Here is a 17,153-nt window from a genome sequence, read left to right on the forward strand (position 1 = left end):
TTAGACACCGCATTCTACCCCACCGATTTGGGCTATGCACATTTTAATCTGAAAATTGGCGATATACCCATGCACGACCATATAGAATTAGACGCGACGGTTCCCGAACACTTGTTTGGTAAACGGTTGGATCAGGGATTAGCCGAAATGTTCCCCGATTATTCACGTTCCAGAATAAAAAACTGGATATTAGCCGGGCAGGTAAATGTTAACGGCCAAGTAAATGATCGTCCCCGAGATAAATTACTGGGTGGAGAAGAAATTGTCATCCATGCCCTGATTGAGCAGCAACAGCAGCATCAGGCTGAAGCAATAGCATTAAATATTGTGTTTGAAGATGAATATATTATGGTTATCAACAAGCCCGCAGATTTAGTCGTTCATCCTGGTGCGGGCAATGGCGACGGAACCGTATTGAATGCCTTATTGGCGCATGTTCCGGATATTGGACGCGTTCCCAGGGCGGGAATTGTCCATCGACTTGATAAAGATACTACCGGACTTATGGTTATAGCTAAAACCATTGAGGCCCAGACACATTTGGTTGAACAACTGCAAGCCCGAGAAATCAGTCGGGAATATGAGGCCATTATTTGCGGCACAATGGTTGCTGGAGGTACCGTTGACGCTGCTATTGGTCGCCATCCTACCAAACGAACCAGTATGGCAGTTCGTGAGATGGGTAAACCGGCAACCACTCATTACCGGATTAAAGAAAAATTTCGTGCCCATACTCACTTGCGGCTAAAACTAGAAACGGGTCGGACTCACCAAATCCGCGTGCATATGGCGCATTTACGCCATCCTATAGTCGGTGATCAGTTGTATGGCGGACGTCCCAGGCCACCTAAAGCCGCTAGTGCTGATTTGATTGAACAATTACGGAGTTTTCGCCGTCAGGCCCTACATGCTGCACAGTTGGAGCTGGAGCACCCGTTTACGGGCGAATGGTTAAAGTGGCAGGCACCTTTGCCACAAGATTTCAGCGCATTGTTAGAAGTGTTGCGCGACGACACTGCCCAACACCCGGATTATGACTATTAATACGATCCAGCCTGACTGGCCCATTAATGGTGTAGTCAATGCTTTTACATCTACACGTCAGGGAGGCGTCAGCCATGCATCTTTTGATAGCCTGAATATCGCCATGCATGTGGATGACAACCCGGCGGATGTACTAGTTAACCGTTCTCGGCTACCTAATTACCAGAATATCAATTGGCTCAACCAGACCCACAGTAATAAGGCTGTTGAATTAACGGCAAATAGTGTTCGAGTTTATGACGCCGATGCCAGTTTTAGTCATCAGCGCGGGGTGGTGTGCGCTGTGATGACGGCAGACTGTTTACCTGTCTTACTGGCAGATCCTGAAGCGGGAACGGTAGCCGCAGTTCATGCTGGATGGCGGGGGCTGGCAGATGGTGTTATTGAAAATACCGTGAAAGCTATGACCGGTGGTAATGACAGTGACAATAACAATATTTATGCCTGGTTGGGGCCCGCTATTGGAGCCAACTATTTTGAAGTGGGGGAAGATGTTCGTCGGGCATTTTCTGATCCCGAACACTGTTATTTCCAACATACCGTAAAGTCGTCCAAATATCTGGCCGATATTTACCAAATTGCTCGATATCGCCTGTTTAACTTGGGTATTAAGCGTGTTTTTGGCGGTGAATATTGTACCTATAGTCAATCTGACCAGTTCTATTCATATCGACGCGATGGTCAAACAGGACGTATGGTTTCCTGTATCTGGTTTGATTGATCTGGCTCAACTAAATCCGGGTTTGATTATTTTATAAGCTTGAATAAATGACCTAATGCACCCATTTTGTCATTATTGAAATCACTTATCAGGTAATTGAACATGCGTTCTGACAGATTAACGAGCAAATTTCAGATGGCAATCTCTGATGCCCAGTCGCTGGCATTAGGACGAGATCATCAATATATCGAACCTGTCCATTTAATGATGGCGATGATGAATCAGGAAGGAGGTTCCGTCCGCCCTTTGATGGATCAGGCCAATATTAACGTCAATAGTTTGCGTTCGGCATTAGCTGAAGCCATTGAACGTTTGCCTCACGTGGAAGGCACGGGGGGAGACGTGCAGTTTGGCAAAGAAACTGTAGTGTTATTAAACCTGACTGACAAAATTGCCCAAAAACGTAAAGACCAATACATTACCTCTGAAATTTATGTGCTTGCAGCTACTGAGGACAAAGGCAAGCTAGGTGAAATTTTACGCCAGTTGGGTGCAACCTCCGAAAGTATTTCCAAAGCAATAGAGAAAATCCGCGGAGGACAGAAAGTCACCGATGCTAACGCCGAAGATGTGCGTCAGGCATTGGAAAAATTCACTCTCGACCTAACCGAGCGAGCCGAGCAGGGTAAACTCGATCCGGTAATCGGTCGTGATGAAGAAATACGTCGGACAATTCAAGTATTACAACGTAGAACCAAAAATAACCCGGTACTGATCGGTGAGCCTGGTGTGGGTAAAACTGCTATCGTTGAAGGTTTGGCTCAACGCATCATCAACGGTGAGGTACCGGAAGGCCTCAAAAATAAACGTGTCTTGTCATTGGACATGGGCGCGTTGGTGGCCGGTGCCAAGTATCGTGGTGAGTTTGAAGAGCGCTTAAAAGCCGTGTTGAACGAGTTGGCCAAGGAAGAAGGCAGTGTCATTTTGTTTATAGATGAACTGCATACTATGGTGGGTGCAGGTAAAGGAGAAGGGGCAATGGATGCCGGTAATATGCTTAAACCGGCGTTGGCTCGTGGAGAATTACACTGCGTAGGAGCGACGACCCTGGACGAATATCGCCAATACATTGAGAAAGATGCGGCGCTGGAACGACGCTTCCAGAAAGTCCAAGTGGATGAACCAAATGTCGAAGACACTATCGCGATATTGCGTGGCCTGAAAGAGCGTTATGAATTGCACCACTCGGTCAATATTACCGATCCTGCTATTGTCGCTGCTGCGACCTTATCTCACCGTTACATCAGTGATCGCCAGTTGCCGGACAAAGCCATCGATTTAATAGATGAGGCGGCGTCGAGTATACGGATGCAAATTGATTCTAAACCGGAAGAAATGGATCGGTTAGAGCGGCGTATTATTCAACTTAAACTGGAAGAGCAGGCGTTGGCGAAGGAAACGGATGAAGCCAGTCATAAGCGTCTCGAAATTATTGAGCAGGAACGTGAGCAGCTAGAATTCAAGTTTGTCGATCTGGAAAAAATCTGGAATGCTGAAAAAGCCGCTATGCAGGGTACCCAACATATTAAATCTGAGCTGGAGCATGCCAAGCTGGATCTGGAGATTGCCCGCCGTGCCAGTGATTTGAGTCGCATGTCGGAATTGCAATATGGCCGAATTCCCGAACTTGAGCTGCAGTTAGAACATGCTTCGGACGCGCAAAATCAGGAACTGCATTTACTCAAAAATAAAGTGACCGAAAATGAAATCGCCGATGTATTATCCCGTTGGACAGGTATCCCGGTCTCCAAGATGCTTGAAGGTGAAGTAGACAAGTTATTGCGCATGGAAGACGCTCTGCACGCCAGAGTGGTAGGACAAACTGAAGCTGTAAACGCGGTTGCTAATGCTATTCGACGGACTCGTGCTGGCTTGGCTGATCCTAATCGCCCTATTGGCTCATTCCTGTTTCTTGGCCCTACCGGAGTGGGCAAAACGGAGCTTTGCAAAGCTTTAGCCGGTTTTATGTTTGATACAGAAGATGCCATGGTGCGGATTGATATGTCTGAATTTATGGAGAAACATTCTGTTGCCCGTTTGGTCGGGGCTCCTCCTGGCTATGTGGGATACGAAGAAGGCGGTTATTTAACCGAAGCGATTAGACGCAAACCTTATTCAGTGATCCTGCTGGATGAAGTCGAAAAGGCCCATCCGGATGTATTCAATATCTTGCTGCAAGTATTGGATGATGGCCGTTTAACTGATGGTCAGGGACGCACTGTTGATTTTAAAAATTCGGTGGTGATTATGACATCTAACCTGGGATCGGATGTGATCCAGGAGCTAAATGATGCTGACCATTATGAACAGATGAAACGTCGGGTGATGGATGTCGTTGCCCAGAGTTTTCGTCCCGAGTTTATCAACCGTATCGATGATACTGTGGTATTTCATCCACTGGACGCCGAACAAATCAAACAGATCGCCAGTATACAGTTAGCGTCGCTGAAAAATAGATTAGCCCAGAAAGGATATCAACTAGAAGTCACTGATCGGGCATTGGATAAATTGGCAGAAGCCGGTTTTGACCCTGTTTACGGAGCCAGACCGCTTAAAAGGGCCATCCAGCAGCAAGTAGAAAACCTGCTAGCGCATCAGATATTGTCAGGTGTTATTTTGCCGAACAGTGTGATTCGTTTAAATGCTGACGAAGCTGGCTTTGTTATCGAGTAGGTTTACAAACCCAAGTCAGGGTTTGGATCTAGTTCAAGCCATGACTTGGATATTCTGTAGATTGTTTATTGTTATCCGGATAGTTACTAATTGAGGTTCTCCAGTAGTAGTACTGCATCTTCAAATTCTGGGTAGCTGTCATTTTGTGTGGCTATTTTTAGTTGGGTAATTGCTTCTTCTTTGCGATCCAGTTTAGACAGGGTATGTCCTAAATGATAACGGATTTCCGGATTTTTGGAGTCCAGCACATAAGCTTCTCTCAGATAGGCCAGTGCGTCAGTAAATTTTTGTTGTTTGGCCATAATCCAACCTAAGGTATCGAGCAATGCAGGATTTTTATTGCCACCATTGTCGAGCGCAAGCTTGGCTGTTTGATAAGCCTTGTTTAAATCCGTGCGGGCATAAATATTGGCTAAATTGTTCAGGATAGTTGGAGATAGATGATATTCATTAGTATCGAGCAGCTTTTGATAGTGCTGTTCTGCGAGAGGCCAATTATGGTGATCAAGGTAGGCGTCAGCAAGCAGTTTTCGCTTCCAGGTAGAGGTAGGATCCGATGTCAGTAATCCTTCTAGCGTGCTAAAAAATATCTTTTGACCATAACCTTCTTTGGCTAGCAAATACAGCTTTACAATGGCTACTTTGGTGTCCGGATCGATCTTGATTGCGTTTACATATTCTTCTACTGCTTGTTTCTGTTGTTGCTTATAGCTGGCTAAATCACCTTTTAACAAATGAAGCGCTGATGTATTAGCATTGTCTTTCATCAACTCAGAAATCAGTTTTTGTGTTTCTTCAGGTTGTTTTTCCATTAACGCCAAACGGGCTAAATCAATTTTGGCGCTATAATGATCGGACGATAACGCCAATATTTTGTTAAGCGTTTTTTTAGCTCCTTGCAGATCATTGTTTTTAATTTGTAGAGAAGACAGGAAATGCAGTTTGGCAGGATCATTCAACCATAATTCGTATACGACAGTGAAATTTGATCTGGCTCCTTCGATGTTACGCATCGCTGAATAGATACGAGCTTGCTGAAGTAGAAGAGTTGTATTAAATCGGTCATTCTGCAGCAATCTTGACACAATCAGAAGGGCGTCTGACCAGCGTTCTTGTGCCATATAGATAATCGAAAGTTTACGATTCGCGGCCAGATCCTCCGGGTAATAAGTCAACAATTTGTTTACCCATAATTCGGCAGCTTTGAGATCGCTAGTTAACAGCGCAAGTTCAGTCAATTCCAGCAGCGTAGCTTTATGCGAAGGTGTTAGGCTAATAATGTTTGATAGTGTAGCTTGAGCCTGACTATATTCATGCAGATTTTTATGCATCAGCGCGCTGTTAAATATTGCGGTAATATTATTGGGCTCAATAGAGAGGACTTTTTTTAATGTATTACGCGCTTCATCGTATTCAGAGTTGGCAATCATAACGCCAGCGAGTAAATTCAGTGCGTCAATGTTCTGGGTATTTTGTTCCAATAATTGATTTGAAATATTCCGTGCCTTGTCAAGTTGTCCATTATTTAACAGCAGCTTTCCTTTTAATAACAAAAACTGCTGACTGGGTTTATCCGTCTTGACCGAGTTCAGGGTTGCTAGCGCTATTCCGCGCTGGCCTTTCAGATCATATATCCTGGCTTGGGCAATTCTTAACGCTGGCTCATCAGGAAAGTTCCTGGATAGCTTGTTTTGAATCTGTTCCGCCCTAAAAAGGTTATTTTCGTGCAGATAGAGCTGAATTAATAATAAACCGAGTTCTAGATTCTGTGTTACTACCCTTGATTTGTTTTCTAACAGTGACAGGGCTTCAGTATACTGATTTTTCTCGATGTAAACCTGAGCCAGTATTTTGAGTGCATTGCTGTCTCCTGAGCTTTCTTCAATATGCTTTAATAATAATTTTTGCGAAGTTTCCAAATTACCTTGCATTAATTCGGCAATTCCGCGAACCATAGTTGTATTGCGATCATAAAGCATGGTGGCAGGATCAAGTAAGGACATATCCTGGCTTAATCGGGCTAGAATATTTTTTGCCTGTTCCGATTTTCCTTCGTTGGTCAGATACCAGGCTTCAATAAGCGTTGCTGTCGGATCATTGGGAGATTGTTCAAGTATGACAGTATTGAGTTCTCTGGCTTGTTTCAGGTTACCTTTGTTCAAATGGCTTAATGTGAGGCTGCGCAGTATCTTCGGATCTGAACTATCCAATTCATAGGCTTTACTAAAACTGTCCAGGGCCAAGTCCTGATTCTGCTGTTTAAGCGCCAATTCTCCTTTTAAATACCAGGTTTTTTCATTGCTGGGTTCAATCTCCAATGCATGATTGATAAGTACTTCAGCGTCTTTCAACTTCCCCATACTGATATAAAGAGTGGCTAAAGTATTGTTGGCTCTGGTGTCATCTGGAGATATTTTCTGAGCTTCTTTAAACTCGAAACCGGCCAGTTCAGCCTGTGTGTTGAGAATGTACGCCTGCCCTCGCAGAAGATGCCATTCAAACTTCCCTTCTCGGGAAAGGTTGTAATATTGATCCTCATATTGAAGAAGTTTATCTACTTTCTTTTGGATGATTAAACTACTGCCTAGAAGAGGTAAAACCAGATTGATATCGGCGCCCATTTCTAGCGCTTGCGTTAGCTCTTGTTCAGCCGCCGCAACATTGCCGCTATTAAAGTAAACTTTCCCAAGTAATAACTTGGAAGGGAGGTGCGTGGGGTTAGTCTGAATTGCATTTTTTAAATGAATAAAAGCTTCATCTGTTTTACCAGCATCATAAGCTCTAATGGCTAGCTCATAATGATTGACTGCTTCAATTGAAAAGGCTTGGCTACTGATAAGTAGAGCCAAGCCTATAATGAGATTCTTTTTCATGATGTTACTACAACCTTCGGCTAATGCATGCCCCAAGTTTCTACACTATGAAATACTTTTGAAAAGAGCAATTAAATTTGCTTGTTTCTGCTGCGAACCCTAACCAGAGAAAGTAGACCAATTGCTAATATTGCTAACGCATTTGGTTCTGGAACTTCCGTTCTTGGTGCTGATGTGCTGGTATAGACTTCTTTCAATTTAAACCCGTCATTCTCTGATCCTAATCCACTGCCGCTTCCAAAGATGGGGTTATAGGCTCCGATTAGCCAATACTTCGATGTTACAGTTGTATCTACAATTTGATAGCTGTAATCATCGACATTCGCGTAGTTATCAATAGATTCCCAGCCTTGACCAATAATATTATTCCAGCTGGAGCCTTCTATATCCGCAGTACCATTACCACTATGGTTGGTATAGGCAAGTAAGGATATATCAGCTTCACTGTTTCCATTGTCATAGGCCCAACCGACATAAAACTGTTCTAAATTCACAGCTTGGCTAAACTCCAGCAAAACGGCATCATAATCGACCCAGTTATTACTATTTGAGTTACTGCTATCAATAGAGTGATCGGGTTGCTGATCACCTTCATCTCTATTGATTAGGCCTAATTCACCAGAACCATAAAAAGCCAATTCACCGGAAGCAATGATGTCATCGTTTGATCCACCTGTGTCAGACCATCCTGTAACTGTCAGGGTGATACTATCTTCAGTCAGGTTTAAATAATTGCCATCATTTGAACCACCGTAGAGAGGACTATCGTCCATGTCCCAGGTTTGAGTTCCTGCCAAAGCTTGCATTGACAACAAGCCAGTAATTAGGAGTAAAGAAGACTTCAACATGACTTTTTCCTAGTGAATGTAAAAAAGCTTAAAAAATATAATGGCAACTAAGCAAAATTTAGGCCATTGGTATTTTCTTTATATAAAACATTGTGTTGACAGTTTTTTACAACAATTAACAATGGTGATATGTAAAAAAAACTGACACTAAAACTAACATATAATCTGTATAAAATCGTAACATATTTATCAGATGAGTTTGTGTGATGAAATGTGCTATCTTTAACGCCGTTTTTTACGGAGTGTTGTATGACTGAAAGCAAACGCAAAGGCATCTACTTGTTGCCAAATTTATTAACAACTGCAGGATTATTTTCCGGTTTTTATGCAGTTGTATCTTCCATGAATGCACATTTTGAAGCTGCAGCAATCGCTATTTTTGTGGCGATGATTTTCGATGGTCTGGATGGGCGTGTGGCGAGAATTACCAATACTCAAAGTGAATTTGGTGCTGAATATGATTCAATGGCCGATATGGTGTCCTTTGGTATTGCTCCGGCGTTAGTCGCTTATAACTGGGGGCTAACTGAAATGGGGAAATTGGGTTGGCTAGCTGCGTTTATTTATGTTGCGGGAGCAGCATTAAGATTAGCCAGATTCAATACCCAGATTGGTATAGCAGATAAAAGATACTTTCAGGGCTTGGCGAGTCCTGCCGCAGCTGCATTGGTCGCTGGGCTGGTTTGGGTTGGGACAGATTATAATGTTGTGGGTAATGACTACTCTATTATTGTGGCCGCTATAACAGGTATTGCAGGGTTATTGATGATCAGTAACTTTAAGTACAATTCTTTTAAAGAAGTAAATTGGCATGGCAAAGTACCTTTTGTTGCAATCCTGGTTGTATTACTCATTTTTGTTGTTGTGGCGACAGAACCGGCACTGGTTTTATTTCTGGTCTTTCTACTATATGCAGTGGCAGGCCCTATTAACACCTTTAGAACTGTACAAAAAATTAAGCTAGAACATGTTGTCGGTGACCCTGAAGAAGATGCTGATTTCACCGAAGAGAATAAAAAACAATCAAACGAACCAAAAGACTAAAAAAGAGGTTGACGGTAAAGGGATAGGATGTAGAATGCGCGCTCGCTTCAGGGGAGTCCGGACGGACGGCCATGAAGGGGGTCGGACAAGAAAAAAGGTTTAAAAAGTTTCTTGACACTGACCCTGGGATGCGTAGAATACGCCTCCCGCTTGAGAGGAGACTTTTAGGCACTGTTCTTTAACAATTTGCAACAAGACAATCTGTGTGGGCACTCGTTGATGAGTGTCTACCAAAATTCATAGATTTAAGTTTTTTAATTGAAGAGTTTGATCATGGCTCAGATTGAACGCTGGCGGCAGGCCTAACACATGCAAGTCGAACGGTAACATGTCTAGCTTGCTAGATGATGACGAGTGGCGGACGGGTGAGTAAAGCTTAGGAACTTGCCTCCTGGTGGGGGATAACAGTTGGAAACGACTGCTAATACCGCATGACACCTGCGGGTCAAAGAGGGCGCTTGCGCTCTCGCCAGGAGATGGGCCTAAGCGAGATTAGCTTGTTGGTGAGGTAAAGGCTCACCAAGGCGACGATCTCTAGCTGGTCTGAGAGGATGATCAGCCACACTGGGACTGAGACACGGCCCAGACTCCTACGGGAGGCAGCAGTGGGGAATATTGGACAATGGGCGCAAGCCTGATCCAGCCATGCCGCGTGTGTGAAGAAGGCCTTCGGGTTGTAAAGCACTTTCAGTGGTGAGGAAGGGTAGCTGGTTAATACCCAGTTACATTGACGTTAGCCACAGAAGAAGGACCGGCTAACTCCGTGCCAGCAGCCGCGGTAATACGGAGGGTCCGAGCGTTAATCGGAATTACTGGGCGTAAAGCGCACGCAGGCGGTTTGTTAAGCTAGATGTGAAAGCCCCGGGCTCAACCTGGGAGGGTCATTTAGAACTGGCAGACTAGAGTCTTGGAGAGGGGAGTGGAATTCCAGGTGTAGCGGTGAAATGCGTAGAGATCTGGAGGAACATCAGTGGCGAAGGCGACTCCCTGGCCAAAGACTGACGCTCATGTGCGAAAGTGTGGGTAGCGAACAGGATTAGATACCCTGGTAGTCCACACCGTAAACGATGTCTACTAGTTGTGTGAGAATTTAATTCATGCGTAACGAAGCTAACGCGTAAGTAGACCGCCTGGGGAGTACGGCCGCAAGGTTAAAACTCAAATGAATTGACGGGGGCCCGCACAAGCGGTGGAGCATGTGGTTTAATTCGATGCAACGCGAAGAACCTTACCATCCCTTGACATCCAGAAAATTCAGCAGAGATGCAGAAGTGCCTTCGGGAATTCTGTGACAGGTGCTGCATGGCTGTCGTCAGCTCGTGTCGTGAGATGTTGGGTTAAGTCCCGCAACGAGCGCAACCCTTGTCCTTAGTTGCCAGCATTAAGTTGGGCACTTTAAGGAGACTGCCGGTGACAAACCGGAGGAAGGTGGGGACGACGTCAAGTCATCATGGCCCTTACGGGATGGGCTACACACGTGCTACAATGGCAAGTACAGAGGGAAGCGAGACCGCGAGGTGGAGCGGAACCCAGAAAGCTTGTCGTAGTCCGGATTGGAGTCTGCAACTCGACTCCATGAAGTCGGAATCGCTAGTAATCGCAGGTCAGAATACTGCGGTGAATACGTTCCCGGGCCTTGTACACACCGCCCGTCACACCATGGGAGTGGGATGCAAAAGAAGTAGTTAGTCTAACCTTCGGGAGGGCGATTACCACTTTGTGTTTCATGACTGGGGTGAAGTCGTAACAAGGTAACCCTAGGGGAACCTGGGGTTGGATCACCTCCTTACACAAAATTGGTCGTTATTTATTGATGCAGTGTCCACACAGATAGTCTTGTTGTGAAAGTAAAGAGCAACTAGTACGGATTGCGGTTTATGCGGTGCGTATGAATGGGTCTGTAGCTCAGCTGGTTAGAGCGCACCCCTGATAAGGGTGAGGTCGGTAGTTCAAGTCTACTCAGACCCACCAAAATTCGATTGATACTGCGTCAGAGAAACGCTCATGTGCTGCTTCGCACACATCGCCCTTCTCTTCCTTGTCTGAATCGAATTTGACATTGAGTGAGGTAACTCATTGGATGTGACCCTTATTAATGGGGCTATAGCTCAGCTGGGAGAGCGCCTGCCTTGCACGCAGGAGGTCAGCGGTTCGATCCCGCTTAGCTCCACCAACTCTTTTTAAGAGAGTCGTGGCAAATGGTTTAACCGCAAGGAAACCTTGCTGACCATTTGACTACTCGCTAAAGGGGCGGTGACTAAAGATTTAACGCTAATGAATAGGCATTTGAATAAGTGTTGATTGATTAGCGTTTTTTAAACGCTAAAAATGTTCTTTAACAATTTGGAAAGCTGATATTAGTAATCAAAACTGAGTGAGACTTTTAAGTAACTTACTCTATCTGATACTTGTAGTAGAAAAAAGCTAGTGTAAAAACTGGTGTACTTGTCATGCATATAACGGTCATTGAATTGACACCGACGGTCGGACAAAAAGGCGACTGTGGCGAGTTATTTCAGATGCTTTAATACGTTACTTTAAAGCAGATGAAATAGAGAGAATTCGGGTTTTAGGCAAGCGAGTTCGACGAACGAGGGCGTGTACGAACAGTACATAACCGAGTGAGAGAGGACGAAACGCGCAGCATAAAAGACGAAGGCGAAGCTATTTTGGGTTGTATGGTTAAGTGACTAAGCGTATACGGTGGATGCCTAGGCAGTTAGAGGCGATGAAGGACGTGTAAGTCTGCGAAAAGCTGTGGTGAGCTGACAAAACGCATTTTAGCCACAGATGTCCGAATGGGGAAACCCGGTGCATTTATGCATCATCATGCAGTGAATACATAGCTGTATGAGGCAAACGAGGGGAACTGAAACATCTAAGTACCCTTAGGAAGAGAAATCAATTGAGATCCCCTTAGTAGCGGCGAGCGAACGGGGGCCAGCCCTTAAGCTGATTGTAAGCGAGTGGAACAAGTTGGGAAGCTTGGCGATACCGGGTGATAGCCCCGTACACGAACGCGAACTTTAAGTGAAAACGAGTAGGACGGGACACGTGTTATCCTGTTTGAATATGGGGGGACCATCCTCCAAGGCTAAATACTCCTAACTGACCGATAGTGAACCAGTACCGTGAGGGAAAGGCGAAAAGAACCCCTGTGAGGGGAGTGAAATAGAACCTGAAACCGTATACGTACAAGCAGTGGGAGCACCTTCGTGGTGTGACTGCGTACCTTTTGTATAATGGGTCAGCGACTTATATTTTGTAGCAAGGTTAACCGAATAGGGGAGCCGTAGCGAAAGCGAGTGTTAACTGCGCGTCTAGTTGCAAGGTATAGACCCGAAACCCGGTGATCTAGCCATGGGCAGGTTGAAGGTGCGGTAACACGCACTGGAGGACCGAACCCACTAACGTTGAAAAGTTAGGGGATGACCTGTGGCTGGGGGTGAAAGGCCAATCAAACCGGGAGATAGCTGGTTCTCCCCGAAAGCTATTTAGGTAGCGCCTCGGACGAATACCACAGGGGTAGAGCACTGTTTGGGCTAGGGGGTCATCCCGACTTACCAACCCCATGCAAACTCCGAATACCTGTGAGTACTATCCGGGAGACACACGGCGGGTGCTAACGTCCGTCGTGAAGAGGGAAACAACCCAGACCGCCAGCTAAGGTCCCCAAGTCTATGTTAAGTGGGAAACGAAGTGGGAAGGCTAAGACAGCTAGGAGGTTGGCTTAGAAGCAGCCACCCTTTAAAGAAAGCGTAATAGCTCACTAGTCGAGTCGGCCTGCGCGGAAGATGTAACGGGGCTAAACATAGCCGAAGCTGCGGATACGTTTTAGGACGTATGGTAGGGGAGGAGCGTTGTGTAAGTGGATGAAGGTGAATCGAGAGGTTTGCTGGACATATCACAAGTGCGAATGCTGACATGAGTAACGATAATGGGGGTGAAAAACCCCCACGCCGGAAGACCAAGGTTTCCTGTCCCATGCTAATCAGGGCAGGGTAAGTCGGCCCCTAAGGCGAGGCAGAAATGCGTAGTCGATGGGAAACGGGTTAATATTCCCGTACTTATATCATCAGCGATGGGGGGACGGAGAAGGCTATGCAAGCATGGCGTTGGTAGTCCATGTGAAAGTGAGTAGGCAGAGTGCTTAGGTAAATCCGGGTGCTTAATGCTGAGACACGAGACGAGTCACCAAGGTGACGAAGTTGCAGATGCCCTGCTTCCAGGAAAAGCCTCTAAGCTTATGATGATGTGAACCGTACCCCAAACCGACACAGGTGGTCAGGTAGAGAATACTAAGGCGCTTGAGAGAACTCGGGTGAAGGAACTCGGCAAAATCGTACCGTAACTTCGGGAGAAGGTACGCCTCCGTTCGTGAAGAACTTGCTTCGTAAGCGAATGGAGGCCGCAGTGAAAAGGTGGCTGGAACTGTTTATTAAAAACACAGCACTGTGCTAAATCGAAAGATGACGTATACGGTGTGACGCCTGCCCGGTGCCGGAAGGTTAATTGATGGGGTTAGCGCAAGCGAAGCTCTTGATCGAAGCCCCGGTAAACGGCGGCCGTAACTATAACGGTCCTAAGGTAGCGAAATTCCTTGTCGGGTAAGTTCCGACCTGCACGAATGGCGTAATCATGGCCACGCTGTCTCCACCCGAGACTCAGTGAAATTGAAATCGCAGTGAAGATGCTGTGTACCCGCGGCTAGACGGAAAGACCCCGTGAACCTTTACTATAGCTTGGCACTGAACATTGACCCTATATGTGTAGGATAGGTGGGAGACTTAGAAGATGAGACGCCAGTCTTGTTGGAGTCAACCTTGAAATACCACCCTTGTATGTTTGATGTTCTAACTCGGGTCCCTAATCGGGATTGAGGACAGTGTCTGGTGGGTAGTTTGACTGGGGCGGTCTCCTCCCAAAGAGTAACGGAGGAGCACGAAGGTTGGCTAATCCTGGTCGGACATCAGGAGGTTAGTGCAATGGCATAAGCCAGCTTAACTGCGAGACAGACACGTCGAGCAGGTACGAAAGTAGGTCATAGTGATCCGGTGGTTCTGAATGGAAGGGCCATCGCTCAACGGATAAAAGGTACTCCGGGGATAACAGGCTGATACCGCCCAAGAGTTCATATCGACGGCGGTGTTTGGCACCTCGATGTCGGCTCATCACATCCTGGGGCTGAAGTCGGTCCCAAGGGTATGGCTGTTCGCCATTTAAAGTGGTACGCGAGCTGGGTTTAGAACGTCGTGAGACAGTTCGGTCCCTATCTGCCGTGGGCGCTGGATGATTGAGAGGGGCTGCTCCTAGTACGAGAGGACCGGAGTGGACGAACCGCTGGTGTTCGGGTTGTCATGCCAATGGCATTGCCCGGTAGCTACGTTCGGAATTGATAACCGCTGAAAGCATCTAAGCGGGAAGCGAGCCTCGAGATGAGTCATCCCTGACAGTTTAACTGTCCTGAAGGGTTGTTGAAGACTACGACGTAGATAGGCAGGGTGTGGAAGCGCAGTAATGCGTTAAGCTAACCTGTACTAATTGCCCGAGAGGCTTAACCATACAACGCCAAAGTGGCTTTAAAGCATTTGGGTTGTTGATGACAAGTACAAGAAACAGCTACGAGTGACGAGCAACGAGCTTCGAACGAGATAGAGTAAGACTTGAACCACCAGTTTGAGCACTAATATAAACAAACAGCTTTCTGAAATTGTTAACCGTCTTTGTCTGGCGGCCATAGCGATACGGCACCACCTGATCCCATTCCGAACTCAGCAGTGAAACGTATTAGCGGCGATGGTAGTGTGGGGTTTCCCCATGTGAGAGTAGCACACCGCCAGACTCCCAATTAGAGAAAGGGCTACCCGATTGGGTAGCCCTTTTTTTATGGTTGGAATTCGACATGGCCGCATCCTGCCAGTATGTTATGGATAGCCCATTCTCTAAACGCTGCCGCGCAGTACCAGCCTCGTGGGGAAACCCACCCCATCGTGCTGTCATCACGCCCGGCGATACGCGACGCAATCATCTGTCACACATCCATGTAGCAACCTCCAGCCGTTCATCCATGAACGTCGTTCAGGCGGCAGGAACGGTGTTCCTGAAAGCACCGCCTTCACCCCCATGTGACCAATTCGTCCGGAACGAATTTGAACATCGGAGGCACGACGATGGCCCGCAGGGCAAAGGGCAGGATGCCCGGAGTAATGTAGCACTAGACAACTGCTCCTGCGTTGTTCTACTACAGTCCATCCATGGACTAAACCGCCAGACTCCTAATTAGTAAAACAAAATCCCTGACCGGACAACGGCCAGGGGTTTTTGTTTTATAGCCGGAAACCGGCTGCACCACACACCGGACACCCGACCCGTGTAATCGCATTCATTCTAAAGAATTGGCGGTCAATATTGCATCAAATTGTGAACTGGGTAGAATGTTTGCCAGTATCGCACTATGAGAATAATAAAATGGATTTAGGACGATGAGTTTTCCCATTCTGATTTGTGATGATTCAAATCTGGCGAGAAGGATGGTTTTGCGTAGCCTACCGCAAAATTGGGATACCGAAATTCATTTGGCCGAAAATGGTTTTCAAGCAATGGACATCCTGCGAACTCGCCATATCGCCTTATTGTTTCTTGATTTGACTATGCCCGAGATGGATGGAGTTGCTGTTCTTGAGGCTATTCGTGAAGAGAAAATCGAGACTTATGTCTTGGTTGTGTCGGGAGATATACAACCACAGATGCAGGAACAGGTGATGAAATTTGGTGCACTGGATTTTATCACTAAGCCTGTTGATCAAACTCGAGTGGAAACTATTCTTCAAAAATTCGGGTTTTATTCTCGAACTGAACTTATTAGCGCATGAAGAACGTTACTGAGTGTCTATTGATTATGGTGTACTTGTTACTATGGAGCAGTTTTTCTGCTTTTGGAAGTCAGGTGCTGGAGCAGAATATAACCATTGACCAACATCCAGTTCATTATGCAGAGTGGAATACCGAGGCGACTAAAAGTGACAAGTCGATCATTTTAATGTTATCTGGCCCAAGCGACACTTGGCATTCAGATTCAGCCTGGTGGACAGGATTAGGCCCTAAATTAGCAAAGAATTTTCGGGTTATTGCCTTGGATAGGGCTGGACAAGTTAATAATCTTGAAAATGCCCCGGTTGGCTATCAACATTTGGCTTTGGATCTGCATTTTTTTATAGAACAAATGCAATTGGATAATTTGACGATTATAAGCTTTGCCAGCGCCAACATTGCGTTAAACATCTATCTCAACGAGCATTCCGGTAAAGTTAAAAAAGTAATTATGCTCGACCCGGATGTTTTGACTCCCTATTCCATTAGTCGATATAAGAAGGACGCGCAACCTTTTGTAGACAATCAGCACAACTATCTGGAATATGTTTCGGCAGGCAAATATGTAGCTAGAGTCGAACAGAAGAATGCGGGAGAGCTGGCTCACTTGCAAAAACTAGTCGGTGACGATCCAGATATGGACTGGTCCTACTTGCACTCAATGTTTGATAAACGCCTGAGTATCCAGAATCAGCTTAATATGTTTAAAGAGATTGCTTTGTATGGAAACGATTTGGATGCTGCGTCGGTCGTTGAGTTTCCTCCATCAATTCCATTAGCCATAATCGATACCCAGTTTGAAAAAATCTATATAGAAGAAAGCGAAGATGCAGAAGAAAAAGCAGCATTAATCAAATGGGAAGCTGATGCCAAACAATATTATCAGTCATTAATTGATAACGTTGCCCAAGGGCGCTACATCGAAGTGCAGAGTCGAGAACATCTGTTTCAATTCTCAGAACCACAAACCATTATCGACTTGGTAGAAAAAGACTTCTAGACTGTTTTTAGTCCATTTCATTTATTAAACCATCACACTACTGCCATTTGACAGCGGATTGATTATTAACTTTAATTAAC

At 45.7% G+C, this 17,153-nt stretch carries 8 protein-coding genes, 2 tRNA genes and 3 rRNA genes; 11 read left to right on the plus strand and 2 right to left on the minus strand.

What is annotated here, in order from left to right:
* Positions 1–69 precede the first annotated feature (69 nt).
* From rluD to clpB, 3 genes are all read left to right on the plus strand, one after another.
* Positions 70–1,044: a 23S rRNA pseudouridine(1911/1915/1917) synthase RluD gene (gene rluD / locus V1467_RS04365; RefSeq protein WP_416308648.1), complete on the plus strand. Its 975-nt coding sequence runs from the start codon at positions 70–72 to the stop codon at positions 1,042–1,044.
* Positions 1,034–1,765 carry a peptidoglycan editing factor PgeF gene (pgeF, locus tag V1467_RS04370; protein ID WP_416307584.1) on the plus strand — a complete coding sequence of 244 codons (732 nt, stop codon included), beginning with the start codon at positions 1,034–1,036 and terminating at the stop codon, positions 1,763–1,765. The genes rluD and pgeF overlap by 11 nt, the downstream gene beginning before the upstream one ends.
* Positions 1,766–1,867: 102 nt before the next feature.
* On the plus strand, positions 1,868–4,438 hold the full coding sequence (gene clpB / locus V1467_RS04375) for an ATP-dependent chaperone ClpB (RefSeq protein ID WP_416307585.1): 2,571 nt from the start codon (positions 1,868–1,870) through the stop codon (positions 4,436–4,438).
* Between the two features lie 86 nt (positions 4,439–4,524).
* On the opposite strand, the gene prsT is transcribed toward clpB, so the two are convergent.
* Together prsT and xdp1 are read right to left on the minus strand one after the other, a co-directional pair.
* Positions 4,525–7,311, minus strand: a complete 2,787-nt coding sequence (gene prsT, locus V1467_RS04380; protein WP_416307586.1) for an XrtA/PEP-CTERM system TPR-repeat protein PrsT — start codon at positions 7,309–7,311, stop codon at positions 4,525–4,527.
* Between the two features lie 71 nt (positions 7,312–7,382).
* Positions 7,383–8,159, minus strand: a complete 777-nt coding sequence (xdp1, locus tag V1467_RS04385) for an exosortase-dependent surface protein XDP1 (RefSeq protein ID WP_416307587.1) — start codon at positions 8,157–8,159, stop codon at positions 7,383–7,385.
* Positions 8,160–8,408: 249 nt separating this feature from the next.
* On the opposite strand from xdp1, the gene pssA reads away from it, so the two are divergent.
* The 8 genes from pssA (at position 8,409) to V1467_RS04425 (ending at position 17,073) form a co-directional block, all read left to right on the plus strand.
* Positions 8,409–9,203: a CDP-diacylglycerol--serine O-phosphatidyltransferase gene (gene pssA, locus V1467_RS04390; RefSeq protein WP_416307588.1), complete on the plus strand. Its 795-nt coding sequence runs from the start codon at positions 8,409–8,411 to the stop codon at positions 9,201–9,203.
* A gap of 255 nt (positions 9,204–9,458) precedes the next feature.
* Positions 9,459–10,992: ribosomal RNA gene (locus V1467_RS04395) — 16S ribosomal RNA — on the plus strand.
* 105 nt (positions 10,993–11,097) lie between these two features.
* Positions 11,098–11,174: transfer RNA gene (locus tag V1467_RS04400), tRNA-Ile, on the plus strand.
* Between the two features lie 126 nt (positions 11,175–11,300).
* Positions 11,301–11,376 (plus strand) — tRNA-Ala (locus V1467_RS04405).
* A 507-nt stretch (positions 11,377–11,883) separates the two neighbouring features.
* Positions 11,884–14,765 (plus strand): 23S ribosomal RNA (locus V1467_RS04410).
* 164 nt (positions 14,766–14,929) lie between these two features.
* Positions 14,930–15,045 (plus strand): 5S ribosomal RNA (gene rrf / locus V1467_RS04415).
* Together the 16S, 23S and 5S rRNA genes with 2 tRNA genes alongside form the textbook arrangement of a ribosomal RNA operon.
* A gap of 640 nt (positions 15,046–15,685) precedes the next feature.
* Positions 15,686–16,075: a response regulator gene (locus tag V1467_RS04420; RefSeq protein ID WP_416307589.1), complete on the plus strand. Its 390-nt coding sequence runs from the start codon at positions 15,686–15,688 to the stop codon at positions 16,073–16,075.
* A complete protein-coding gene (locus V1467_RS04425; protein WP_416307590.1) occupies positions 16,072–17,073 on the plus strand; it encodes an alpha/beta fold hydrolase in 1,002 nt (333 codons plus the stop codon). The genes V1467_RS04420 and V1467_RS04425 overlap by 4 nt, the downstream gene beginning before the upstream one ends.
* Positions 17,074–17,153 lie beyond the last annotated feature (80 nt).

This window comes from Neptunicella plasticusilytica, from assembly GCF_047922965.1.
Classification (GTDB): Bacteria; Pseudomonadota; Gammaproteobacteria; order Enterobacterales; family Alteromonadaceae; genus Neptunicella; species Neptunicella plasticusilytica.